Below are 24,406 nucleotides of genomic sequence, written 5' to 3'. Positions count from 1 at the left end.
CACGCGCGCATCCATGCGCGCGCCCTTCGGGTCTGCTTTTGCCTGTGGCGAGTTCGGGGCGGCGGGGGGAGCGAAGATCAACAGCAACAGCAACAGCAACAGCAACAACAGCGGCCGCAGCTCGCCGTTTACTTCGCCGCCGCCGGCTTGTCGCCCGCCGCGAAATCGCCGGCCAGATACACGCTGAAGTCTTGCGGCTTCAGGCTGCGCTTGATCGCTGCGTTCACCGATTCCACCGTCAGCGCCTTGAACTTCGCGTCGAGGTCGGCGCTGAACTGCATGGTGCGGTCGAAGAACAGGTTGCGGCTGAGCAGCACGGCGACGGTGGCGTCGGAGGCGCGCGCTTGTTCGCGTTGGGTCAGCAGGCCGGAGACGGCGTCGCGCAGTTCGTCGGCGGCTACGCCGCCTTCGGCCAGGCGCGTCAGTTCTTCGCGCATCGCGCGCTCGACCTTGTCGAGGTTTTGCGGCGCGGCGATCGCCTGCACGCTCCAGCTGCCGGCATCGTCGCGGCCGTCGCGGCTGGAGTCGGCGTCGAGGTCGCTGCCGACGCCGTAGCTCAGGCCGTCCTTGCGGCGGATGCGGTCGCCCAGGCGCGACTTCATGCCGCCGCCGAGGATGTAGTTGGCCGCCACCAGCGCCGGGTAGTCGGCATCGGTTTCCTTCAGCGCCACGTTGGCGCGCGCGATCAGCACGCCGTTGGCCTTGTCCGGGGTTTCCAGCCGGCGCTGCTCCGGCGCCACCGCGGTGTAATGGGTCGCGATCGGCGCGAACGCGTGGCCGGGCTTCCAGGCCGCGAACAGCGCCTGCAACTGGCGCTTGAGTGTTTCCGGATCGAAGTCGCCGACCACCGCGATCTCGCCTTCGGCGCTGCCGTAGAAATCGCGGTGGAACGCGCGCAGCTCGTCGAGCTTGATCGCCTTGATCTGGGCCAGCGATTCGTCGAGGCTGCGCGCGCGCAGCGGGTGCCCGGCCGGCCACGGGTCGAAGTGCTTGGCCAGCGCCTGCCCGGCCAGCGCGTCGGGTTCGCGGCGCTGCGATTCCAGGCCGACGATCGCCTGTCGCCGCAGTTGTTCGAATTCGGTTTCAGGGAACGCCGGTTGGCGCAGCAGCTGCGCGGCGAGCGCGACCGCGTCGGCCAGTTGCTCGCGGCGCGTGTGCAGGCCGATCGACGCCGATTGCAGGCCGCCGCCGACGCGTGCGGTGGTCTTGAGCGCTTCGAAGCGCGCGTCGATCTGCTCGCGGCTGAGGCCGGCGCCGCCGCGCATCAGCATCGAGCCGGCCAGGCTGCCGGCCGCCTCGCGGCCGCGCAGCGAGGCTTCGTCGCCGAAGCGGAAGTTGGCGCTGAAGGTCACCGTGCCGCCGCGGTTCTTCTTCGGCAACAGCGCCAGCTTGAGGCCGCGGCCGACGCCGGTGTCGATGGTCACGGTCTGGGTGCGCGCCTGGAGATTGGCGGGGCTGGGATCGAACTGCTCGCCGGCGTCGACCGCGGCCTTGCCGACGTAGCCCTTGAGCGCGCTGGCCGCGTCCGGCGCCTGCGGCACCTCGACGCGATCGGGTTTGTCGCTGGGTTCGAACCGGCCCAGGGTGCGGTTGCTCGCGCGTAGATAGGTCTTGGCGACCCGGTTGACCGCGTCGGCGTCGACTTTCTCCAGCGCGTCGCGGAACTGGAAGTACAGGCGCCAGTCGCCGGCGGCGATCGGATCGGACAGGCCCATCGCCACGCCGGAGACGTTGGTGTAGGCCTGCTCGTAGGCGTTGCGGATGCGCTGCTTGGCGGCGTCGACCTCGGCGGCGCTGACCGGCTGCGCGCCGATGCCTTCCAGCTGCGCCAGCAGGAGCTGCTGCGCCTTGGCCGAGTCGCCGTCCTTGGCCAGCGCGACTTGCGCGGAGAACAGGCCCGGATCGCGCAGCGCATCGGCGCCGACGCCGACGCTCTCGGCCAGCCCGCCCGCGACCAGCGCCTTGTGCAGGCGCCCGCCGGGGATGTGGCCGAGCACGTCGTCCAGCACCGCCAGCGGCGCGGCGTCGGCGTGGGTGATCGCGGGCGTGTGGTAGGCCGACATCAGCAGGCGCAGGTCGCCGACCCGGCGCACCGTGACTTCGCGTTCGCCGTCCTGGGCCGGCTCGCGGGTGTAGAACGCGGGCAGCGGCTGCGCCGGTTTGGCCACCGCAGCGAAGCTGCGCGCGACCGCGGCCAGGGTGCGTTGCGGATCGATGCGGCCGGCGATCACCAGGGTCGCGTTGTCGGGACGGTACCAGGTGCGGTAATAGCCGCGCAGGCGTTCGATCGGCACCGCTTCGACATCGCTGCGCGCGCCGATGGTGCTCTGGCCGTAGTGGTGCCACAGATAGGCGGTGGAACGCACGCGCTCGTACAGCGCGCGCAGCGGGCTGTTCTCGCCGGATTCCATCTCGTTGCGCACCACCGTCATCTCGCTGTCGAGGTCGGCCTTGGCGATGTCGGAATGGACCATGCGGTCGGCTTCCAGCGCCAGCACCCAGTCCAGGGTCGCTTCGTCGGCGGGGAAGGAAGCGTAGTAATCGGTGTGGTCGAGGGTGGTGGTGGCGTTGTAGTCGATGCCGCGCTTCTTCATCTGCGCGGGGATGTCGCGATTGGTCGGCGTGCCCTTGAACAGCATGTGTTCGAGCAGGTGGGCCATGCCGGTTTCGCCGTAGTTCTCCTGCGCCGAGCCGACCGCGTAGACCAGGTTCAGCGTCACCGTCGGCCGGCTGGCGTCGGGGAACAGCAGCACGCGCAGGCCGTTGCCGAGGCGGTACTCGCAGATGCCTTCCACGCAGGGGCCGGCGCTCGCGCCCTGCGGCAGCCGCACGGGTTCGGCATGGACGCCGGCGAGGGCCAGGCTCAGGGCGAGGGCGAGCGGAACGGCGAGGCGGTGCGGTGCGGACATGGAAACTCCGGTGGAGGACTGCGGGTGTCGGGCGGTGCTGATGTGGAACGGTGGCGATGTCGAACAGTGCCGATATTCAACGGTTGCGATCTCGAACCGTGCGAACTGCGGCGATGCAACGCACAAACAGCGCGAACGGCGGACTACGCGGGCGGGGCTGCGCCGCTTGCAGGCATAGACGACAATGGGAGCACACCTCCCCAGCCGGCTTGCAGCGCGCATCCATCCGATGTTCAGTTCAGACACCCGTCCCGCCGATGCAAACGAACCCGCCGCTGCCCTGCCGGTGCTGTACGCCGACGAGGCCCTGGCCATCATCGACAAGCCGGCGGGGCTGATGGTTCACGACAGCGCGCTGGCCCGCGGCGAGACCGACTTCGCCGCCGACCGCCTGCGCGAGCAGTTCGGCCGGCCGATCTTCCTGGTCCACCGCCTCGACCGCGCCACCAGCGGCTGCCTGCTGCTGGCGTTCGACCGCGAGACCGCCTCGGCGCTGGGCAAGGTGCTGATGTCGCGCGAGGTCGAAAAGGATTATCTGGCGGTGTGCCGCGGCTGGCCCGGCGAAGACGCGTTCGAAGTCGACCACGATCTCGACGGCGGGCCCGGCAAGCCGTTGAAGAAGCCGGCGCAGACCCGCTTCGCGGTGCTGGCGCGGACCGAACTGGCGCTGCCGTCGGCGGGTTTCGACACCTCGCGCTACGCGCTGCTGCGCGCGCAGCCGCTGACCGGGCGCTTCCGCCAGATCCGGCGCCACCTCAAGCACCTGTCGCATCACCTGATCGGCGACACCAGCCACGGCGACGGCCGCCACAACCGCAGCTTCCGCATGCTCGGGATCCATCGCATGCTGCTGCACGCGCAGCGGCTGGCGTTCGTGCATCCGCACAGCGGCGAGCGGGTCGAGGCGGTGGCGCCGGCGGATGCGGAGTTCGCGAAGGCGTTGGCGCTGTTCGAGCGGGCGCAGTAGGGCGGCGGGGCGCGAAGCGTCGACCACCCGCAACGACCGCGGCGCCGGCGGCGAGGGTATTCCGGCAACAGCCAAAACATCGGGCCTGAAGGCTCTGCCACAGCGCGACGGCTGTTGTGGGAGGGCTTTCAGGCCCGACGCTTTCGTCTCAGCAGCGGCGAACCCGCCGCAAGCCCATCACCCTCAGGGCCGGCGGCCGCGATTGTTGCTGGGCACGTAATACGGATTGCCCTGCACCTGCACGCGCGGCCCGATCGAGCGCTGGATCGCGGCGTTGGTGACGTCCTGCAGCAGCGCCCCGCCGAGCGCGCGGCCGACCGAGGACTGCGGCGGCGCGTAGCCGCCCTGGGCGCCGTAGCCCTGCTGCGGATAGCCGCCCTGATATTGCGGTGCCGGTTGCGGCGGCAGCTGGCCATAGGCCTGCTGATACAGCCGCTCGTACTCGTTCTGCGGCTGCCGCGCCTGCTGTTGGTACTGGGCCGGATAACCGCCGCTGCCGCCGCCGCCGCGCTGCTGCCCGGCCATCTGCTCGAGCACGTAACGCCCTTCCGGCGACTGCTGCAACTGCTGGATCGCGCGCGCGTCCAGCTGCGGCTGGCCGCCGTAGGCCGCGCCCGCGCCCTGCGCGGGCATGCGGTCGAGCGCGCCCTGCATCTGCCGCAGCGCCTGGGTCTGGACCTGGTTGAACTGGCTCAGGATCTGCTGCTCGGTGCCGTTGGCCTGACGGCCGATCATGCTTTCGGCGATCGACTGGGCCTGATGGTTCATTTGCCGCTGGAAGGCCGGGTTGTCGATGCGGTTGTTGACGTTGGCCGGGTCGTAACGCTGGTCGATGGCCTGCGCGCCGGCGACGGGCGCGGCCATGCATGCCGCCGCCAGGGCCAGGACGGCCGGCCAACGCGGCGCGGACGGACGGGACGGGCGTTTCATGCGGGCTTCCTCCTTGGATCGCTCGGGTATCGCTCGGGTATCGGACGGGACCGACCGGATCGCGCCCGGTGGGGCGCGGACGGCCATCGTCCCCCCGCGGCGGCGGCCGCGTCAACGATGCGGCGGTGACCGGGCGCGATCGCGCCGGCAACGTCGCCCAATCCGCACGCAGCGCGATCCGGGTCGAAACGCCCGTCATGGACGAATGGCCGCCGCCGACTACAATCGCCGACGGAGGAGAGCATGGCCATCACCATCCCCGAGACGGAACTGGTCGAACGCTTCGTGCGGTCGACCGGTCCCGGCGGGCAGAACGTCAACAAGGTCGCCACCGCGGTGGAATTGCGCTTCGACGTCGCCCAGTCGCCGTCGTTGCCCGAAGCCGTGCGCGAACGCTTGCTGGCCAAGCGCGACCGGCGGGTGACCAACGACGGCGTGCTGGTGATCAGCGCCCAACGCTTCCGCACCCAGGAACGCAACCGCGAGGACGCGCGCGAGCGCCTGGCCGCGTTCGTCGACAGCGGCCTGCGCGCGCCCAAGCCGCGCGTGGCCACCAAGCCCAGCCGCGCCGCCAAGGAACGCCGTCTGGGCGCCAAACGCGAGCGCGGCCAGACCAAGCGCGGGCGCTCGCAGCGCGAGTGGGATTGACCCGCGAACCACGCACGGAGACTGCATGTCAGCCGAACCCGAGACCCCCGCCGACCACGCGCCGAACGGCCCGCCCCACGCCCCCTACCAGCATCCGCCGGGCGCGCCCGACGGCTCGATCGTGCTGCCGCTGCCGCCGAACGTGCCGCGGGTCAAGCGCAGCCGGCTGGCGCAGTGGACCGGCCGCGCGATCCTGCGCCTGGGCGGCTGGCGCATGGTCGGCCAGTTCCCCGACATCCCGCGCGCGGTGCTGATCGGCATTCCGCATTCGTCCAACTGGGACGGGGTGTGGGCGTTCGCGGCCAAGGCGGCGATGGGCCTGAACGTCAACATCATCGCCAAGGAATCGCTGTTCAAGGTGCCGGTGGTGGGGTTCATGCTGCGCCGCTTCGGGGTGATTCCGATCAACCGCAGCGCCGCCCATGGGGTCATCGATCAGGCGGTGGCGATGATGAAGGGCGCGGAGAAGCTCTGGCTCGGCATCGCGCCGGAAGGCACGCGCAAGCGGGTCGAGAAGTGGAAGGCGGGCTTTTGGAAGATCGCCAAGAACGCGGACGTGCCGGTGGTGCTGGCGTATTTCCATTATCCCGACAAGGTGATCGGGATCGGGCCGGCGTTTCATCTGGGCGACGATATGGATGCGGACATGCGGCGGATTCGCGAGTATTGCCGGCCGTTTATCGGCAAGAACCGCGGGACGGTTTGAGGGCGGTGTCGGGGTGGCGTGGTCGCAGCGCCTGTCGCCGCGAACGAAACCTGCTGGAGCTCCTGTAGGAGCGACGCGAGTCGCGACCGCGAAAACGCAACTACGACGAAACCTGCGCAGTGGCTGTGGTTTCGCGGTCGCGACTCGCGTCGCTCCTACAGTCGGATACGAGGCCCCTGTAGGAGCTGCGCAAGCTGCGACCGCGACAACTCGACTACTGTGCCCCCTTTCTTTCTGTCGTTTTGCTGTTGGTTTCGCCGTGGGCGGTGTGTCGTGTGGCGACCAGCCGCAATCAACGGCTTCCGTCCGCAAGCGGCCGGGTCACTTTCTTTGTCTTGCCAAAGAAAGTAACCAAAGAAAGGCGCTTTCCTTGTTCTCGAATCAAGAGCCACTATGGTTCGGAGCTTGCGCGGGGATGCGGGACAAGGGCCATCCTGGCCCGGTCCCGCACGCGCGCATCCATGCGCGCGCCCTTCGGGTCTGCGTTTGCCTGTAGCGAGTTCGGGGCGGCGGGGGGAGCAAGAAGCAACGGCAACGGCAACGGAAAAATCAAAGACGGATTCCGGTGTGAGCCGGAATCCGTTTTCATTTTTTCAAGCGGGTTCGCTCAGGCCGGTTCGCGGCGCCGCCGCGGGGCGCGGCGGAAATCCGGCAGCAGCGGGCCGGTCAGCGGGATTTGTTCGAGCTGGGCGCGCAGGTCGTGCAGGGTGCTGAGGATGTGGGTCGACAGCAGTTGGTCGACCAGCGCGGCGTCGCGTTGCAGCCAGGCCTGCAGGATGCCGAGGTGTTCGTTGGCCGCGCGCGCTTCGCGCCCGACCGGTTCCAGGTGCTTGCGCACGTAGCGCTCGGCCAGCACCTGCAGGCGCTCGATCAGTTGTGCGGTGACCTGGCGCCCGCCCGGCGTCACCAGGGCGAGGTGGAAGGCGCGGTTGCAGCGCACGCTGGCGTTGGGGTCGCCGTGGTCGGCCTGCTCCCAGGCCAGGAACGCGGCGCGCGCGGCCTCCTGGCCGGCCTCGCAGGCGCTCAGGCAGGCCTGGGCGGCGGCTTCCGGCTCGATCTTGAGGCGCAGCGCGAACACTTCCTCGGCCTCGGTCGAGGTCAGCGGCGGCACGAAAAAGCCGCGGTTCGGGTGCGAGGACAGCAGGCCCTGTTCTTCCAGCCGGCTCAGCGCCTCGCGCAGCGGGATCTTGCTGATCCCCAGTTCCTCGGCCAGCAGCTCCTGGCGGATCGGCGCCAGCGGCGGGATCTGGGTCGACAAAATGCGCTCGCGCACCACTTCGAAGGCTTGGTCGGACAGCGAACGCGGCAGGATGCTCATGCGGCCAGTCTATCCAAGGCTTGCGCCGGAAATGTGGCGGCGGTCGCGGCTATGCGGCGAGCGAGCGTGAGCGACTTAGTACTTTAGTGGGATGCGCTTCGCAAAAGCGCGCATTGCACGCCCAGAACGTGCCGCCGTGCGCGCCGATGAGCGGCAGGAAGTTCGCGCGGAGCCACAACCGCAGTCACGGAATCGCCACGGATTCCGCACATATCGTATACGGTATACCGATTAGCAGCCTTCGATGTCGCGGCGATGACCGACCGCGCGGGGCCGCGGCCGATCGGTGGCTCGCGGCCGTCAGGGGCGGCCGTGCCGTCGCAGCGCATGCCGGGTTCGGCCTTGGGCCGGCCGTGCCGGCGTGCGTGCGCGCGGCGCGGCCGGGCGGCGCGCAGCAAGAGAGCGCAGACGCGACGGACGCGGCGACGCGGCCGCACGGGACTGCGCGTCCCGCGCGGCGGCCGCCGCGCCCGTTCGCCGAGCGCAGCCGCCCGATCCATCGCCAGCTTTCGCGCCGCGCCTCAGCGCGGCCGCTGCTCAGCCGCGCGCTTGCGGCCGATCCGCGCAGCCGTTTCGCGCAGGTCTTCCGCCGCCGCCGCTGCGCAGGTCGTCGCTCAGCCGTATCGCCGTTCCGTCGTCCGATTCGTCCCGGCCGTGTTCGCTGATGCGGGCGTCGCCGCGCACCGCGCGGCCGCCGCGGCCGTCCTGCCATCAAGGAGATTCGCGATGTCTTTCGTTTTCCGTCCGGGCCCGTTGCGGGCCCTGTTCGCCGGCGCCGCCGCGTTGGCGGTGTTCGCCAGTTTCGCTTTGCCGTCCGCGTTCGAAGCGGCGCCGTCGCCGACCGCCGGCACCGCCGCCGCCGCGTCGTCCGCCGCCGCATCCGCGCCGTCGGCGCCCGGCCATAGCGCCGTCGCCGCTGCATTCGCGGCCTCGCGCACCGTTGTCGCCGGCGCCGCGCGCAAGCAGCCCGCGACCGAACGCCAGTTGTTCGGCGAACACCGCCAACCGCGCTCGCTGGCGCCGGCGCAGCGCGCGCCGCAGCAGCCGTTGTTGCCCGATCGCGCCGACAGCGCCTACGACGGCGCGGGTGTGCGCCGCGACCCGCTCAAGCGGCCGTCGCTGCTGTCGTTCGCGCGCACGGCCAAGGCCGCGGCGGCCTGCGATCCGAACAGCTTCGGTTCGCTCAGCGGCGCCGCGCTTGCCTCGGCGGTACGCGCGGCCGCGCCGGACTGCGTCAACCAGTTGTTCGGTTTGAGCGGCAGCCAGGCGTACGCGACCTTCCGCGAGGCGCAGATGGTCAGCGTCGCCGACGCGTTCGCCGCTTCGGCGCGCGCTTACGACGGCACCAACGCCGGCGGCACTCTGCAACTGGTGCTGTTCCTGCGCGCCGGCTATTACGTGCAGTACTACGACAGCGCGGTCGGCAGCTATGGCGCCGCGCTGCGCAACGCGATTCGGCCGGCGCTGGACGCGTTCGCCGCCAACGCCAACTTCGGCCGCATCGACGATGCGCACGGCGAGATCCTGGCCGAGTACGTGACCCTGATCGACAGCGCGGCTGAGAACGCGCGCTACCTGTACGTCGTCAAGCGCCTGCTCGACAGCTACGACAGCCGCTACGACGCGTTCTACTGGATGAAGGTCGCGGTCAACAACGCCTACACCGTGACCTTCCGCGGCCACCAGGACGCGGCGTTCCGCGCGCTGGTGCAGTCGGACACCTCCATCGTCGACACGCTGTACAACTTCGCCAACCGCAACTTCGCTTTGCTCGGCACCGACCGGGCGTATCTGGCGTCGAACGCCGGCCGCGAGATGGCGCGCTTCCTGCAATACGACGGCGCGCTCAAGACGCTGGCGCGCGCCCGCGCCAAGGCGCTGATCGACCGCAGCTCGATCACCGGCGCGACCGCGCGGCTGTGGGTCGGCATCGGCGAAATGGCGCAGTACTACGACGCCGGCAACTGCGCCTACTACGGCCAGTGCGATTTCGTGCCGCGCCTGGAAGCGGCGGCGCTGCCGGTCCGCCACACCTGCAGCGCCACCTTGACCCTGCGCGCGCAGCAGATGAGCGCGTCGGAACTGGCCAGCGCCTGCGCCACGGTGTCCGGACAGGAGGCCTACTTCCACCGCGAACTCGCCACCGGCGGCGTGCCGGTCGCCGGCGACAACAACGCCAGCCTGGAAATGGCGGTGTTCGACAGCAGCGACGACTACGGCATCTACGCCGGCGCGATCTTCGGCATCGACACCAACAACGGCGGCATGTACCTGGAAGGCGATCCGTCCGCACCCGGCAACCAGGCGCGCTTCATCGCCTACGAGGCCGAGTGGCTGCGCCCGACCTTCGAGATCTGGAACCTGACCCACGAGTACGTGCACTACCTCGACGGCCGTTTCGACATGTGGGGCGACTTCCAGGCGGCGATGCAGCAAAAGACCGTGTGGTGGGTCGAAGGCTTCGCCGAGTACCTGTCGTATCAGTACCGGCAGGTCAGCAACGACGCCGCCATCGCCGAGGCCGCGCGCGCGACCTACGCCTTGAGCACGGTCTACGCCAACGATTACGACAGCGGCACCAACCGGGTCTATCGCTGGGGCTATCTGGCGGTGCGTTTCATGTTCGAACAGCGGCGCGAGCAGGTGAACGCGATCCTGGCGCGGTTCCGTCCGGGCGACTACACCGGCTATGCGACCTATATGGCCGGCATCGGCCAGAGCAACGACGCCGCGTTCAAGGCCTGGCTGCCGTGCGTGGCCGATCCGGCCGGCAGCGGCTGCGGCGGCACGCCGAACCAGCCGCCGACGGCGAACTTCAGCGCGGTCGCCAGCGGTTTGAGCGTGAGCTTCACCGATACATCAGGCGACAGCGATGGCCGGATCGTTTCGCGCAGTTGGAGCTTCGGCGACGGCAGCGGTTCGACCGCAGCCAATCCGAGCAAGACCTACGCCGCGGCGGGCGCTTACAGCGTCAGCTTGACCGTGACCGACGATCGCGGCGCGACCGCGACGGTCACGCGTTCGGTCAGCGTCAGCGAGCCGGGCCTGCCGGAGTGCGCCGGCAGCGACGCGCGCGCGTTGGGCCGCAATTGCTCGCGCAGCAACGCGGCGGCCACGGCGGGCAACTACGCCTACTTCTATCTGTACCTGCCGGCCGGCGTGAGCCAGCTGCGGATCGATACCGCGGGCGGCAGCGGCAACGCCGATCTGTACGTCAGCGCCGGCAACTGGCCGTCGCGCGAGTCGTATCAGTACCGTTCGGCCAAGGCCGGCAACGGCGAGTCGGTGACGATCGCCAATGCGCCGGCGGGGTATGTGTATGTGGCCGTGCATGCGGCGAGCGCGTTCTCGGGCGTCAAGGTGAGCGCGCGGTACTGAGGTTTCGCTGGGGCTGCCCTCACCCCAACCCCTCTCCCGCAAGCGGGAGAGGGGCTTCAAGCAGCGACGCTGATTGCTGTCCCTTCTCCCGCTTGCGGGAGAAGGTGCCCCGAAGGGGCCGATGAGGGCGGCAACCTGCGCCGCAATGGGTCACGGCGTTCCCCAGCCCGAACGCAGAGCGTTCGGGCGTTCGGTGGCGCGCGAGCCGGTGGCTCGCAAGCGCGCCCCCTCACCCCGCCTGCGGGAGAAGGTGCCCCGGAGGGGCGGATGAGGGCCCACCGATCAGCGATCCGACTGGCCGGTCGCGTAATAGTCGCCACGCTCGAACAACGCCGGCTGGATCAATTCGGTGAACGCCCGCGCCTGCGGCGACAGATACTTGCCCTTGCGCACCACCACGCCATAGCTGCGCGACGGAAAATAATCCGCCAGCGACCGCGCCGACAGCCGCGCGCGGTCGGCCTCGGTCAGACAGATCGCAGTGACGATGCTGATCCCCAAGCCCATCGCCACGTACTGCTTGATGACCTCCCAGCCGCCGACTTCCAGCGCCACCGTGTACGGCACCCGGTTCTGCTGGAACACCAGATCGACCATGCGGTAGGTCGTCAGTCGCTGCGGCGGCAGGATCAGGCCGTACGGGCTCAGGTCCTGCAGGGTCAGCGTGTCGAGCTTGGCCAGCGGATGGTCGCGCGGCGCGATCAGCATCGGTTCGAAGCGGTAGACCGGGGCGTAGCTGAGGTCGCCGGGCACGTCGAGCATCGAGCCGACGGCGAGGTCGACGCCGTCGGAGCGCAGCAGGTCGAGGCCGCCGGCGCCGGTGACGTTGTGCAGGGTCAGCCGCACCTCCGGGTGCGCGGCGCGGAAGGCTTCGACGATCTTCGGCAGCAGGTAGAGGATGGTCGAGCTGCCCGCGGCGACGTTGAGCTCGCCGGCGTCGAGGCCGCGGATGCGTTCGCGGAATACGCCTTCCAGCCCGTCCAGGCCCTCGACCAGTGGCCGGGCCAGTTCGTAAAGCGCCTCGCCTTCGCGGGTCAGGGCCAGCCGGCGGCCGCTGCGTTCGAGCAGGCGCACGCCCATTTCGCGTTCCAGCGCCTGCAACTGCAGGGTCACCGCCGGCTGACTGAGGTACAGCGCCTCGGCCGCGCGTGAGACCGAGCCCAGGCGCGCGGTTTGGCAGAACGCCCGCAGCGGCTTGAGCTTGTCGCTTTTGTAGGCAAATCGCGGACTTAGCGAGCGCGTCGAAGTCACGTGAATTCCATATATAAGCTAAGCAAATGATATGCATTGAAAAAACTTGATTGTCAAATACAACACGCCGCCGCATGGTCTGGTCCAGGGACTCGCTCGCTGGGAGCGGTCCTCCCCCACAGGAGTCGCACCATGTCGGCAGTCATGACGCAGTGGCAGGAACCCCGTCCCGGGCAACGCGGGCCGGGCGCAGGCATCGAGCTCAGCGGCCGCGCCGCCGGCCAGGAGCAGGTGCTGACCCCGGCCGCCCTCGAGTTCCTGGCCGACCTGCACCGCCGTTTCGAACCCGCCCGCCAAGCCCGCCTGGCCGCGCGCCGCGAGCGCCAGGCCTTGTTCGACGCCGGCGGCCTGCCGGGCTTCCGCGCCGACACCGCCGCGATCCGCGCCGGCCACTGGCGGGTCGCGCCGCTGCCGACCGCGTTGCTCGACCGCCGGGTCGAGATCACCGGCCCGGTCGATCCCAAGATGGTCATCAACGCGCTGAACTCCGGAGCCAAGGTCTACATGGCCGACTTCGAGGACAGCACCGCGCCGACCTGGGCCAACCTGATCGCCGGCCAGCGCGCGCTCGCCGCCGCCGTCGCCGGCACCCTGGAATTCACCGCGCCCGACACCGGCAAGCGCTACGCGCTCAAGCCGTTCGAGGAGCAAGCGGTGCTGATGGTGCGCCCGCGCGGCTGGCACCTCGACGAAAAGCACCTGCGCGTCGACGGCGCGGCGGTGTCCGGCGGCCTGTTCGATCTGGGCCTGTTCGCCTTCCACAACGCCGCCGCGCTCGCCGCCAAGGACCGCGGCCCGTACTTCTACCTGCCCAAGCTGCAGTCGATGGAGGAGGCGCAGCTGTGGAACGACGCGCTCGAACACATCGAGCGCGAGCTGGAGCTGGAGCCGGGTTCGATCAAGGTCACGGTGCTGATCGAGACCTTGCCGGCAGTGTTCGAGATGGACGAGATCCTGCATGCGCTGCGCACGCGCATCGCCGGGCTCAACTGCGGCCGCTGGGACTACGTGTTCTCCTACCTCAAGACCTTCCGCGCGCACCGCGACAAGATCCTGCCCGAGCGCGGCCAGGTCACCATGACCCAGCCGTTCCTGCGCGCCTACTCGGAACTGCTGATCCAGACCTGCCACAAGCGCGGCGCCCACGCGATGGGCGGCATGGCCGCGCAGATCCCGATCAACGGCGACGAAGCCGCCAACGAGGCGGCGCTGGCCAAGGTGCGCGCGGACAAGCTGCGCGAAGTCACCGCGGGGCACGACGGCACCTGGGTCGCGCATCCGGCGCTGATTCCGCTGGCGATGCGCATCTTCGACGAGCGCATGCCGACCCCGCACCAGCAGCACGTGCTGCGCGAGGACGTGCTGATCATCGCCGAGGACCTGATCAAGCCTTCGTTCGGCACCATCACCCGCGCCGGTTTCGAAGGCAACGTCGAAGTCTGCGTGCGATATCTCGCCGCGTGGCTCGACGGCAGCGGCTGCGTGCCGATCCACTGGCTGATGGAAGACGCGGCCACCGCCGAGATCGCCCGCACCCAGCTGTGGCAGTGGCTGCACGCGCCGTCGCTGTTCCTCGACGACGGCACGCCGGTCGACTTCGCCCTGCTCGAACGCGCGCTGATCGGCCTGCCGAGCCGGTTCGCCGACCGCGCCGCGCTGCCGGGCGGCGGCAAGCTCGACGAGGCCATCGCGATGCTCGACGAACTCACCCACGCGCCGACGCTGGCCGAGTTCCTGACCCTACCCGCCTACGAACGCATCGACTGACCCCCTGTAGGAGCGGCGCGAGCCGCGACCGCGAAACACCGCTTGCGACGCGAGCCTGCAACCCCGCGGTCGCGACTCGCGTCGCTCCTACAGCCAGACGTCCAGCACCCGCCTCACCCCATACCCACGTCGCTACGACCCACACGCAAGGAATCGATGTCATGAGCCACACGCTGCCGACCGCCGACCAACTGCGCCACCAATGGGCCACCGACCCGCGCTGGGCCGGCATCACCCGCCCGTACTCGGCCGAGGACGTGGTGCGCCTGCGCGGCACCGTGCCGGTCGAACACAGCATCGCCAAGCTCGGCGCCGCCAAGCTGTGGAACTCGCTGCACACCGAAGACTTCGTCAACGCGCTCGGCGCGCTGACCGGCAACCAGGCCATGCAGCAGGTCAAGGCCGGGCTCAAGGCGATCTACCTGTCGGGCTGGCAGGTCGCTGCCGACGCCAACATCGCCGGCGAGATGTATCCCGACCAGTCGCTGTACCCGGCCAACTCGGTGCCGCAGGTCGTGCGCCGGATCAACAACACCTTGCTGCGCGCCGATCAGATCCAGTGCGCCGAAGGGACCGGCGACATCGACTTCCTGCAACCGATCGTCGCCGACGCCGAGGCCGGTTTCGGCGGCGTGCTCAACGCGTTCGAGCTGATGAAGGGCATGATCGAAGCCGGCGCTTCGGGCGTGCACTTCGAAGACCAACTGGCCTCGGTCAAGAAGTGCGGCCACATGGGCGGCAAGGTGCTGGTGCCGACCCGCGAAGCGGTCGAGAAGCTCGTCGCCGCGCGTCTGGCCGCCGACGTGATGGGCGTGCCGACCCTGATCGTCGCGCGCACCGACGCCGAAGCCGCCGACCTGCTGACCGCCGACATCGACCCGAACGATCAGCCGTTCACCACCGGCGAACGCACCAACGAAGGCTTCTACAAGACCCGCAACGGCCTGGATCAGGCGATCAGCCGCGGCTTGGCGTACGCGCCGTACGCCGATCTGGTGTGGTGCGAAACCGGCAAGCCGGACCTGGAATTCGCGCGCAAGTTCGCCGAAGCCATCCACGCCAAGTTCCCGGGCAAGCTGCTGGCCTACAACTGCTCGCCGAGCTTCAACTGGAAGAAGAACCTCGACGACGCGACCATCGCCAAGTTCCAGAAGGAAATCGCGAGCTACGGCTACAAGTTCCAGTTCATCACCCTGGCCGGTTTCCACAGCCTCAACTACGGCATGTTCAACCTCGCCCACGGCTACGCGCGCCGGCAGATGAGCGCGTTCGTGGAGTTGCAGGAAGCCGAGTTCGCCGCCGCCGAGAAGGGCTTCACCGCGGTCAAGCACCAGCGCGAGGTCGGCACCGGCTACTTCGACGCGGTGACCCAGACCATCCAGGGCGGGCAGTCCTCGACGGTGGCGTTGAAGGGCTCGACCGAGGAGGAGCAGTTCCACGAGTCGAAGAAGGTCGCCTGAGTCTTCGCGGCGGTCTTGCGCGCGAAGGGCCCCGCGGGGCCCTTCGTCGTTTCAGGCGTCCTCGCGCAGCGGCTTCAGGTCCGCTGCGGTCGGCAGCTGTTTGCGCAGGCGCGCGGGCAGGGCGGCGGAGAGTTTGTATTCGGCCACGCCCATCGGCTTGAGCGAGTCGCGCAGCGCGTACTCGACCACGATCCGGTTGCGGCTTTTGCACAGGACGATGCCGATGGTCGGGCGGTCGTCGGCATGGCGCAGGGTGTCGTCGACGGCGGAGAGATAGAAGTTCATCTTGCCGGCGAATTCGGGCTTGAATTCCTCCATCTTGAGTTCGAACGCCACGAAGCAGCGCAGATGCAGGTGATAGAACAGCAGGTCGATGAAGTAGTCCTCGCCGCCGATCTCCAGCCGGTATTGGTTGCCGACGAAGGCGAAGCCCTTGCCGAGCTCCATGATGAGCGAGCGCAAGTGGTCGATGAGCCCCAGTTCCAGGTCGCGTTCTTTCGCCTGCGGACTCAGCGACAGAAAATCGAACGCATAGGGATCCTTGACGATCTGCTGGGCCAGTTCGGATTGCTGCGCCGGCAGCGTGCGCGAGAAATTGGTCAGGGCGCGGCCTTGGCGCGCGTACAAGCGGTTTTCGATTTGATGGACCAGGACGTTGCGGCTCCAGCCGTGCTCCAGCGCCTGTCGCGCGTACCATTCGCGCTCGTCGTCGCTCCTGACCGCTTCGATCAGACGCAGGTTATGGCCCCAGGGCAATTGTGCAACAAGCTGTTGCACTATTTCGGCATCGGGCCAGGTCTGCGCGAAGGCCCGCATGTATTTCAGGTTTCGCGACGAAAAACCACGCATTTCCGGGAACAGACGGGTCAGGTCGGCGGCGAGGCGGTCGACGATCTTGGCGCCCCAGCCCTGCCGGTCCTGCCGCGCCAGGATGTCGCGGCCGATGCTCCAGTACAGCAGGTTGAGTTCGCGGTTGACTGACAGCGACGCCCTGAGCCGGGAATCGCCGATTCGTTGCTTGATCTGCGCGAGTAGCGCGGCATAGCCCGACGGAGCTCGGGTCGGTGCAGCGGTCGGAGAATTCTTGCGAGGCATGAAAACTGTATCGAAACCCGCGACCGGCAGCGGACGCGGCGGATCGAGACGGTAGCGCGGCGATAACGATCCGGACGCGTCGACGGACCACGCCGCGCCGACCGACGCTCGCAACGAATCGGCCGCCGCCTGTGCAGGCAGCGGCCGACTGCGCGGCTTACTTCTTCACTTCCTGCTTGTGCGTCTTCAACGCCGCCTCCAGCCCCTTCACCCCATCCGCGCCCGCCGGCACGGTGATGCTGGAGCCCTTGAAGTCCTCGCCGATCGGCTGTGCGCGGCCGCCCAGGCACTGGGCCAGGAAGCCTTCGGCGACCGCGTTGAACGCCATCGAATTTTCCGGCCGGGCGAAGCCGTGGCCTTCGTCGGGGAACAGCGCGTAGGTGACCGGGATGTTCTTCTTGCGCATCGCCTCGACGATCTGGTCGCTCTCGGCCTGGTTGACCCGCGGGTCGTTGGCGCCCTGGCCGATCAGCAGCGGCTTGTCGATCTTGTCGACCCGGCCGATCGGCGAGCGTTCGGCCAGTTGCTTGCGCCCGGCTTCGGTGCGCGGGTCGCCCATGCGCCGGGCGAACTGCTCGAAGATGCTGGCCCAGTACGGCGGGATGGTCTTGAGCAGGGTTTCCAGGTTCGACGGGCCGACGATGTCGACGCCGCACTTGAACGCGTCGGGGGTGAAGGTCAGGCCGACCAGGGTCGCGTAGCCGCCGTAGCTGCCGCCCATGATCGCGACGTCTTCCTTCTTGGTCACGCCTTGCTTGACCGCCCAGTCGACCGCGTCGATCAGGTCGTCGTGCATCTTGCCGGCCCATTCGCCGTCGCCGGCGTTGATGAAGTCCTTGCCGAAGCCGGTGGAGCCGCGGTAGTTGACCCGCAACGAGGCGTAACCGCGGTTGGCCAGCCACTGCGCGTAGGCGTGGTAGCCGTAGTAGTCGCGCGCCCACGGGCCGCCGTGGACGAACAGCACCAGCGGCACCGGGCGGTCGGGCTTGCCGTCGCCGTTGGCGTCGGCGCTCTTGGGCAGGCTGAGGTAGCTGACCAGGGTCTTGCCGTCGCGCGCGCCGATCTCGACCGGCCACATCGGCACCAGCGGCTGGCCGTCCAGCGCCGGGCGGGTCGAGAACAAGCGGGTCAGGCTCGGCTCGCCGCTGCCGCCGCGCTTGTACAGATAGGTCGTGCCGGGTTCCTCGGCGGCGCTGTAGGACACCACCCAGGCGCGGTCGTCGAGGCTGCGCGAGGCGACCGAGACTTCGCCCGCGCCGAGCTTGCCCTGCAGCCAGGTCAGGTCGCGACCGACGGCCGGGTCCAGCGGTTTCCATTGCTGGCGCAGGTAATAGACCGATGCCGCCTGGACCCGGTCGCTGCGCGGATCGCTTAGGCGCGCGCCGACATCGGCGCGGGCGTCCTCGAGCAGCAGCGATTTCTTGCCGTCGGCGTCGACCGCGTACAGCGCGGCGGTGTTCCGGCCGCGCGAGTCGGTCAGATACAAGGTGCGGCCGTCGTCGCTGTAGCCCTCGTACTTGGTGGTCTGGCTGTCTTCGAACGGAATCGTGTCGATCACCGTCCAGCCGCCCTTGCCGTCGGCGGCCAGCAGTTCGCCGCCGCCGTCCTCGCGCGAGCGGGTGGCGCGGCCGACCTTCAGATCGCCGTCGGCGAGATAGCCGGACAGGCGGTCCTTGTTCTCCAGCACGCGCTTGCGTTCGCCGCTGGCCAGGTCGACTTCGTACAAGTCGTGCCACTTCGGGTCGCGGTCGTTCATGCCGACCAGGATCCGGTCGGGATGGCGATGGGCGAGGCGGACCAGGCTGGCGCGGGTCTTGGGATAGGCGGTGAGGTCGCGCGCCTGGCCCGGCTTGGCCACGTCGACCGCATACAGGTGGAAGTTCTCGTCGCCGCCGCTGTCGCGCAGGTACAGCAGGGTGCCTTCGCGATAGCTCCAGACATAGCTACGGATCCCGCGCGCGGCGTCGTCGGTGACCGCGCGCGCTTTGGCCGGATCGTCCGCCGGCGCCACCCACACGTTCATGACGCCGTTCACCGGCGCCAGCCAGCTCAGGTAACGGCCGTCGGGGCTGAGCTGGGCGCTGCTGCGCTCGGGATTGCCGAACAGGGCCGAGCGCGGAATCAGCTCGACCTGCGCCGACCCGGCGGCGAAGGCCGGCGCGGCGGTGGCGGCGGCGAGCGCGAGGGCGAGGCCGGCAGGCGACAAGCGGTGGCGGTGCGGACGAGCGGGCATGGCGGTTCTCCGTTTCCGTGGCAGGTCGGGGTCGAGTATGAACAGCATCCGCCCCGGCCCGCGCAGTGCCGAAGGCCATGCCGGCGCGGCCGCGACCGCGACCGCGACCGCGGTCGTACTGCGCATCTGTTGCACACCTGCAACGCGGCGCGCCCGCGCCGGAGCGGACCGCGGGACTACACTCGCGGCCGTATACGCAACAGCGCGCATCGGGACGGCGGGGGGTGGCCGCTCCTGCCCCCTTGCGGCGTTAGCTGCTCAGACTCAGGTGCTATCCTGCCGTCAAAGCTTCACAGGGGATGTGGGGCTCGGGGAGATCGGGATGAATCGCGACACGGCGGCGCCTTCGGTGGGCCGCGAAACCGACAATTCGGCAGCGACCGCGGCGCCGACGGACGTGGCGATGGCGGTGCTGACCCCGGGCGAATTCGAACTGTTCGCCGAGATCGGCCGCCCGCGCCGGGTCGAGGCCGGGCAGGTGCTGTTCCGCCGCGGTGAGCTGGGCACCACCATGTTCGTGATCGCGCGCGGCGCGATCGTCCTGGACTTCGGCGACGACCTGGTCACCAAGCGCCTGGGCGTGCGCGAATTCTTCGGCGAACTCGGCCTGCTGATCGGCGACCACGCCCGCAGCGCCGACGCCATCGCCGCCACCGACGGCCTGCTGGTGGAACTGCGCCACGAGGAATTCCAGCGCCTGGTCGACCGCGATCCCTCGCTGGTGTCCTACTTCCTGCGCCGCGCGATCATGCGCGTGGTGCTCAACGAACAAAGCCTGATCCGCCGCCTGCGCCGCCGCAATCAGGACCTGGAAGCCGCGCTCGACAGCCTCTACGCGACCACCCACCAGCTCAACCAGACCGAGGAGCTGGTGCGCACCGACGACCTCACCGGCCTGTACAACCGCCGCGGCCTGACCCTGCACCTGCAGGAAGTGCGCGCGGCCGGCATGGCCGACACGATCGGGCTGGTGCTGGTGGACTGCGACCGCTTCAAGCAGGTCAACGACGAACACGGCCATCTGGCCGGCGACCGCGTGCTGCAGAGCGTGGCTAACATCCTGCGTTCGGTGGCCGGCACCGAGGACATCGCCTGCCGCCTCGGCGGCGACGAGTTCTGCCTGCTGGTCGCCGCGCACACCCGCCAGGACGTCATGCGCTTCGCCGACTTCATCGTCCATACCGTGCACGGGCTGCTGCTGATCCCGCAATCGCCGCCGACGATCTGCCCGGTCAGCGTCGGCGCCTGCCTGGTCAGCGCCAAGCGCGACTGGAACGACTGGTACGCGCAAGCCGATGCCGCGCTTTACCAGGCCAAGCGCCTGGGCGGCAACCGGGTGCATTGGCAGGACGCCGAACTGAGCGCCGTTTGATCGGCGTGGACAAGGATGCCGCGATGAACGACGCCCACCGCCCCGACGCCGACGGCCCGCAGCTGCGTACCCTGCTGCTGACCGACCTGTGCGATTCGACCACCCTGGTCGAACGCATCGGCGACGGCCCCGCGGCGGAGCTGTTCCGCGAACACGACCGGCTGGTGCTGTCGTTGCAGCAACGCTGGCGCGGGCGTTTGATCGACCGCTCCGACGGCTTGCTGCTGCTGTTCGAGCGGCCCATCGACGGCCTCGGTTTCGCCCTGGACTACGCCCGCGGCCTGCGCGAGATCGGCGCGGCGCGCAAGTTCGAACTCAAGGCCCGCGCCGGCCTGCACGTCGGCGAAGTGCTGACCTGGCGCAACAGCGACGAGGCGGTCAAGGTCGGCGCCAAGCCGGTCGAAGTCGAAGGCCTGGCCAAGCCGATGGCCGGCCGGCTGATGGCGACCGCGCGGCCGGGCCAGATCCTGCTGTCGGCGGTGGCCGAGCCGCTGGCGCACCGCGCCGCGCGCGAACTCGGCGAACGCGGCCAGCAGCTGCTGTGGAAGTCGCACGGGCGCTGGCGCTTCAAGGGCGTGCCCGAGCCGCAGGAAATCTACGAAGTCGGCGAGCCCGGGATCGCCCCGCTGCGCGCGCCGCCGAACGGGCCCAAGGCCTGGCGCGACATTCCGCTGTGGCGGCGCCCGGCGGCGCTGGTCGCCGAGGTCGCGCTGCTGGCGGCGGTCGGCGGCGGCATCTGGTTCGCGACCCGGCCGCAGCCGGCGATCGCGTTCGGCCAGCGCGACTGGGTGGTGATCGGCGACCTGCGCAACCTCACCGGCCAGAGCGTGCTCGACGATTCGCTGGAACAGGCCTTCCGCATCAGCCTGGAGCAGTCGCGCTACGTCAACGTGCTCAGCGACCTCAAGGCGCGCGACGCGCTCGAGCGCATGCAGCGCAAGAACGACACCGTGCTCGACCGCGCCATCGCCTCGGAAATCGCCCTGCGCGACGGCGCGCGCGCGGTGATCCTGCCGACCGTGGCCGAAGTCGGCGGGCGGGTGCGGGTCAGCGCCGAAGTCATCGATCCGCATACCCAGACCACGGTCTACGCCGAGTCCGCCGACGGCGCCGGCAAAGAGTCCACGCTGAACTCGATCGACACCGTCACCGCGGCGCTGCGCGAAAAGCTCGGCGAGGCGATGAAGTCGATCGAGCGCGATTCCGAGCCGCTGCCGAAGGTCGCCACCTCCAATCTCGACGCGTTGCGCGCCTACGCCCTGGGCCAGAAGGCGTTCGGCCGCGGGCGCATGGAGGAGGCGGCCGACTTCTACCAGCGCGCCACCACCCTCGACCCGACCTTCGCCCTGGCCTACCTCGGCAGCGTGCGCACCGCGGTCTCGCGGATCGACGCCACCCACGCCAAACCGTTCCTGGCCCAGGCGCTGGAACACCGCGACCGGCTGCCGCCGCGCGACGCGCTGTACCTGGACGCATGGTCGGCCGAGTTCGCCGGCGGCCGCGAGGCGGTCGGCAAGTGGAAGCTGCTGGCCGACCTGTATCCGGACTACTTCGCCGGCGCCGCCAACTACGCGTTCCAGCTGATGCAGGAGAGCCGCTTCGCCGAGGCCCGCACCTACGCCCAGCGCGCCACCGTGCCGCAGAACCCGCTGCGCGGCCACGGCTACGACTATGTCGGCCGCACCGAGCTGGGCCAGGAGAACTACGGCGCCGCGCGCGCCGCGTTCGACCAGGCGCTCAAGCTCGACATCGCCGATGCGGCGCGCCGCCGCGCCAACGTCTCCGCCGCGCAGGGCGCGCTCGACGACGCCGCGCGCCGGCTCGACGGCGGCGGCGCCGCGCGCAAGGGTTATGCCGCGGTGCGCGATCTCGACAAGACCTCGCTGCTGCTCGACCAGGGCCGCTGGAAAGAGGCCCAGCGCCATATCGAGGCCGCGGCCAAGCTGCCGGTGGAAGGCAACGACCTGCTCAAGCACGTGCTGGCGGTGACCGAGGCCAGCGTGGCCATGCTCAACGGCGAACGCGCGCGGGCGCGCGAACTGCTCGGCGCGAGCGCGCGCAACGCCCTGGCCGCGTCCAAGGGCGCCGGTTTCGACGAGAGCGACTACGTGTTCCTGGCCCTGGCCAGCGCTTACCTGGCCCAGCGCCAGGACGATGCCAGCCTGGCGACCAGCGTGCTCGACGCGCTCAAGGACCAACCGAAGCTGTGGGCGACGCCGAAGCTGGCGGAACTGCGCGAAGTGGTGCTGGCCGGGCAGGAGCGGCTGGACGGCAAGCCCGAGGCAGCGGTGCGGCGCTTGGCCGGCCTGCTCAACGGGCACGAACTGTTCCAGACCCGGGCCGCGCTGATGCAGGCCTTCGAGGCCGCCGGCGACAACGAAAAGGCGCTCGAGCAAGCGCGCTGGCTGGCCGCGCACCGCGGCCTGGCGTACATCGAACTGGCCGGCGGCCAGTCGCTGCAATCGCTGAACGTGGCCGACACCCGGATCGCGCGGCTGCGCGCCGCGCAGGCGCTCAAGGCCTTGGGCCGTACGGCCGAAGCGGACAAGGAAGCCCAGGCGTACTCCGCCGCCTGGGCCGCCAATGCGCCGCCGGCTTACTTGTCGTCGAGCGCCGGGCCGAGGTTGCCGGCCTCGAAGCAGTGAGGATTGCTGTAAGCGGCCGCCGAGGTCAGGAACTCCTTGATCGCCTCGCGCGCCTGGGCGATCTCTTCCTTGCTCGCCATCTGGGTCGTGTTCATGCACAGCAGCTGCACGCCCTCGGGCACGTCGTGGCCGAGCGACTGCACCGCGGCCTTCGGGTCTTTCTCGAAGTTCGCGCGGAATTCGTTATCGGTGCTCAACAACTCCAGCAGCTTGTCGGCGACTTTCGGATCCAAAGGCGTGTGTCCGCCGCCAGGTTTTTTCGTAGCCATAGGTAGTTCCCCAGTTCCCCCGTGATTGCCCGATTCGGGCGTAAAGCGGCGCCGTACGGCCGCCCCGGTCAAGCAGGGACAACGCGACAACCCGCAGCGACAGGTCAAATGCGTCGTTCAGCAAAGTCGGGTCGGCGCCCGGCGCCGGGCCGCCGCGCGGCGTGTGCGAGCCGGTGCGGCGTCCATCGCCTATTCTAGCCGCGGCCGCCGTGCTGTCCGGCACGCGCAGGCCGCGGTTCGTGCACCGCCGCCGAGCCCGCCGTCGCCGAGACCCGCCCGCCGCCATGCGCATCCGCCGCTGCTCCATCGTATTCATCGAACCGCGCGAAACCCTGTCGTTCGACCTGAACTCGCTGCTCAGCGGCGGCAACGGCCTGCACAGCCAGCGCCAATGGCTGGCGCTGGCGCCGCACCTGGAGGCGGAGGTGGAGATCGGCGCCGACGAGCGCGAGCTGCTCGGCGCGGTCGGCGCGCACGCGTGGCTGCCGGCCGAGGACGTGCGCGCGCTGGCCCCGCAGGCCTGCGAGGCCTTGCTGCAGGCCGGCCTGCTGATCGGCGACGACGAAGCCCGCGCCGCCCACCGCGAGCGCGACGAGGCGGTGCGCGCCGCGCACTGGTGGCCGCCGGCCGCGCTGGCCCACCGCATGGCGCGCTGGCAGGGCACGGACAGCGCCGCGGCGATGGACGAGAACGAACTGACCACCGCGGCCGAGATCCGCCGCCGCCTCGGCGCGCCGCCGCCGCACGTAGTCGAGCGCGCGCCGGCCGCCGCGCGCCTGCCGCTGCCGCGGCTGGACGACGGCGAGTTCGAGCGGCTGCTGGCGCGCCGCGCCACCTGCCGCAACTTCGACGCCGCGCGCGCGCTGCCGTACGAGCGCTTCGCGCGCATGCTACGGCGCGTGTTCGCCGCGCAGGCGCAGGTGCGGATCAGCGACGACACCGTGTTCCTGAAGAAGCACACGCCGTCCGGCGGCGGCCTGCACGCGACCGAGGCGTATCTGATCGTGCAGAACGTCGACGGCGTGGCGCCCGGGCTGTACCACTACCACCCGGTCGAGCACGCACTGGAGCCGATGCCGGCGCCGGCCGCGCCGCTGGCCGAGTTCGCCGCGCAGGCGGTCGCCGGCCAGCATTGGTTCGCCGACGCGCACGCGCTGGCGGTGCTGGCGCCGCGCTATGCGCGCAGCTTCTGGAAGTACCGCCGCCACGCCAAGGCGTATCGCGCGCTGCTGCTCGACAGCGGGCATCTGTCGCAGACGCTGTATCTGAGCGCGACCGAGCTCGGGCTCGGCGCGTTCGTGACCTCGGCGATCAACGAAGTCGACATCGAGCGCGGCTTCGGCCTGGACCCGCTGGCCGAAGGCCCGCTCGCGGTCTGCGGCTTCGGCTGGCGCGGCGAACGCATGGGCACCTCCGAGTTCGATCCGGCCGGCGCGGTCTGGCCGCGGGACTGAGCGC

The 24,406-nt window shown here is 69.8% G+C and carries 16 protein-coding genes; 9 read left to right on the top strand and 7 right to left on the bottom strand.

Going from position 1 to position 24,406, the window contains the following annotated elements:
• Positions 1 to 128: 128 nt before the first annotated feature.
• Positions 129 to 2,909 (bottom strand): M16 family metallopeptidase, encoded by a 2,781-nt coding sequence (locus JHW38_RS15235; RefSeq protein ID WP_207522188.1) that lies wholly within the window; start codon positions 2,907 to 2,909, stop codon positions 129 to 131.
• A gap of 229 nt (positions 2,910 to 3,138) precedes the next feature.
• On the opposite strand from JHW38_RS15235, the gene JHW38_RS15230 reads away from it, so the two are divergent.
• Entirely contained in the window at positions 3,139 to 3,876 is a 738-nt protein-coding gene (locus JHW38_RS15230; RefSeq protein ID WP_242690953.1) for a pseudouridine synthase, read from the top strand.
• A 183-nt stretch (positions 3,877 to 4,059) separates the two neighbouring features.
• Here JHW38_RS15230 and JHW38_RS15225 read toward each other — a convergent pair whose 3' ends face one another.
• A complete protein-coding gene (locus JHW38_RS15225) occupies positions 4,060 to 4,806 on the bottom strand; it encodes a hypothetical protein (RefSeq protein ID WP_207522186.1) in 747 nt (248 codons plus the stop codon).
• Positions 4,807 to 5,049: 243 nt separating this feature from the next.
• Between JHW38_RS15225 and arfB the strand changes: the two genes are divergently transcribed.
• Both arfB and JHW38_RS15215 read left to right on the top strand, forming a co-directional pair.
• Entirely contained in the window at positions 5,050 to 5,454 is a 405-nt protein-coding gene (gene arfB, locus JHW38_RS15220) for an alternative ribosome rescue aminoacyl-tRNA hydrolase ArfB (protein ID WP_207522185.1), read from the top strand.
• A gap of 25 nt (positions 5,455 to 5,479) precedes the next feature.
• Entirely contained in the window at positions 5,480 to 6,160 is a 681-nt protein-coding gene (locus tag JHW38_RS15215; protein WP_207522184.1) for a 1-acyl-sn-glycerol-3-phosphate acyltransferase, read from the top strand.
• A gap of 607 nt (positions 6,161 to 6,767) precedes the next feature.
• Here the strand turns inward: JHW38_RS15215 and JHW38_RS15210 are convergent.
• Positions 6,768 to 7,478 carry a GntR family transcriptional regulator gene (locus JHW38_RS15210; RefSeq protein WP_207522183.1) on the bottom strand — a complete coding sequence of 237 codons (711 nt, stop codon included), beginning with the start codon at positions 7,476 to 7,478 and terminating at the stop codon, positions 6,768 to 6,770.
• 726 nt (positions 7,479 to 8,204) lie between these two features.
• Here JHW38_RS15210 and JHW38_RS15205 point away from each other — a divergent pair.
• A complete protein-coding gene (locus JHW38_RS15205) occupies positions 8,205 to 10,856 on the top strand; it encodes a collagenase (RefSeq protein ID WP_207522182.1) in 2,652 nt (883 codons plus the stop codon).
• 282 nt (positions 10,857 to 11,138) lie between these two features.
• Here the strand turns inward: JHW38_RS15205 and JHW38_RS15200 are convergent, their stop codons facing one another.
• A complete protein-coding gene (locus JHW38_RS15200) occupies positions 11,139 to 12,107 on the bottom strand; it encodes a LysR family transcriptional regulator (protein ID WP_207522181.1) in 969 nt (322 codons plus the stop codon).
• A gap of 132 nt (positions 12,108 to 12,239) precedes the next feature.
• Between JHW38_RS15200 and aceB the strand changes: the two genes are divergently transcribed.
• Positions 12,240 to 13,874: a malate synthase A gene (aceB, locus tag JHW38_RS15195; RefSeq protein WP_428995252.1), complete on the top strand. Its 1,635-nt coding sequence runs from the start codon at positions 12,240 to 12,242 to the stop codon at positions 13,872 to 13,874.
• 161 nt (positions 13,875 to 14,035) lie between these two features.
• Entirely contained in the window at positions 14,036 to 15,334 is a 1,299-nt protein-coding gene (gene aceA, locus JHW38_RS15190) for an isocitrate lyase (protein WP_207522180.1), read from the top strand.
• A gap of 51 nt (positions 15,335 to 15,385) precedes the next feature.
• On the opposite strand, the gene JHW38_RS15185 is transcribed toward aceA, so the two are convergent.
• Positions 15,386 to 16,543 (bottom strand): PDDEXK nuclease domain-containing protein, encoded by a 1,158-nt coding sequence (locus JHW38_RS15185; protein WP_242690952.1) that lies wholly within the window; start codon positions 16,541 to 16,543, stop codon positions 15,386 to 15,388.
• A 43-nt stretch (positions 16,544 to 16,586) separates the two neighbouring features.
• Positions 16,587 to 18,662 (bottom strand): S9 family peptidase, encoded by a 2,076-nt coding sequence (locus tag JHW38_RS15180; protein WP_207522179.1) that lies wholly within the window; start codon positions 18,660 to 18,662, stop codon positions 16,587 to 16,589.
• 322 nt (positions 18,663 to 18,984) lie between these two features.
• On the opposite strand from JHW38_RS15180, the gene JHW38_RS15175 reads away from it, so the two are divergent.
• Both JHW38_RS15175 and JHW38_RS15170 read left to right on the top strand, forming a co-directional pair.
• Positions 18,985 to 20,034 (top strand): GGDEF domain-containing protein, encoded by a 1,050-nt coding sequence (locus tag JHW38_RS15175; RefSeq protein WP_207522178.1) that lies wholly within the window; start codon positions 18,985 to 18,987, stop codon positions 20,032 to 20,034.
• A 23-nt stretch (positions 20,035 to 20,057) separates the two neighbouring features.
• Positions 20,058 to 22,679, top strand: a complete 2,622-nt coding sequence (locus JHW38_RS15170; RefSeq protein WP_207522177.1) for a putative peptide modification system cyclase — start codon at positions 20,058 to 20,060, stop codon at positions 22,677 to 22,679.
• On the opposite strand, the gene JHW38_RS15165 is transcribed toward JHW38_RS15170, so the two are convergent.
• Complete coding sequence (locus JHW38_RS15165) at positions 22,631 to 22,912, bottom strand: NHLP-related RiPP peptide (protein WP_207522176.1); 282 nt, start codon at positions 22,910 to 22,912, stop codon at positions 22,631 to 22,633. The genes JHW38_RS15170 and JHW38_RS15165 overlap by 49 nt on opposite strands.
• A 320-nt stretch (positions 22,913 to 23,232) precedes the next feature.
• Between JHW38_RS15165 and JHW38_RS15160 the strand changes: the two genes are divergently transcribed.
• Positions 23,233 to 24,402, top strand: coding sequence for a putative peptide maturation dehydrogenase (locus JHW38_RS15160; RefSeq protein ID WP_207522175.1), 1,170 nt, complete (start codon positions 23,233 to 23,235; stop codon positions 24,400 to 24,402).
• The last annotated feature ends 4 nt before the right edge of the window (positions 24,403 to 24,406 follow it).

This window comes from Lysobacter enzymogenes (genome assembly GCF_017355525.1).
GTDB lineage: Bacteria > Pseudomonadota > Gammaproteobacteria > Xanthomonadales > Xanthomonadaceae > Lysobacter > Lysobacter enzymogenes_C.
Note: the sequence above shows the minus strand (reverse complement) of the source record. Positions and strands in the feature narration are given on the sequence as shown.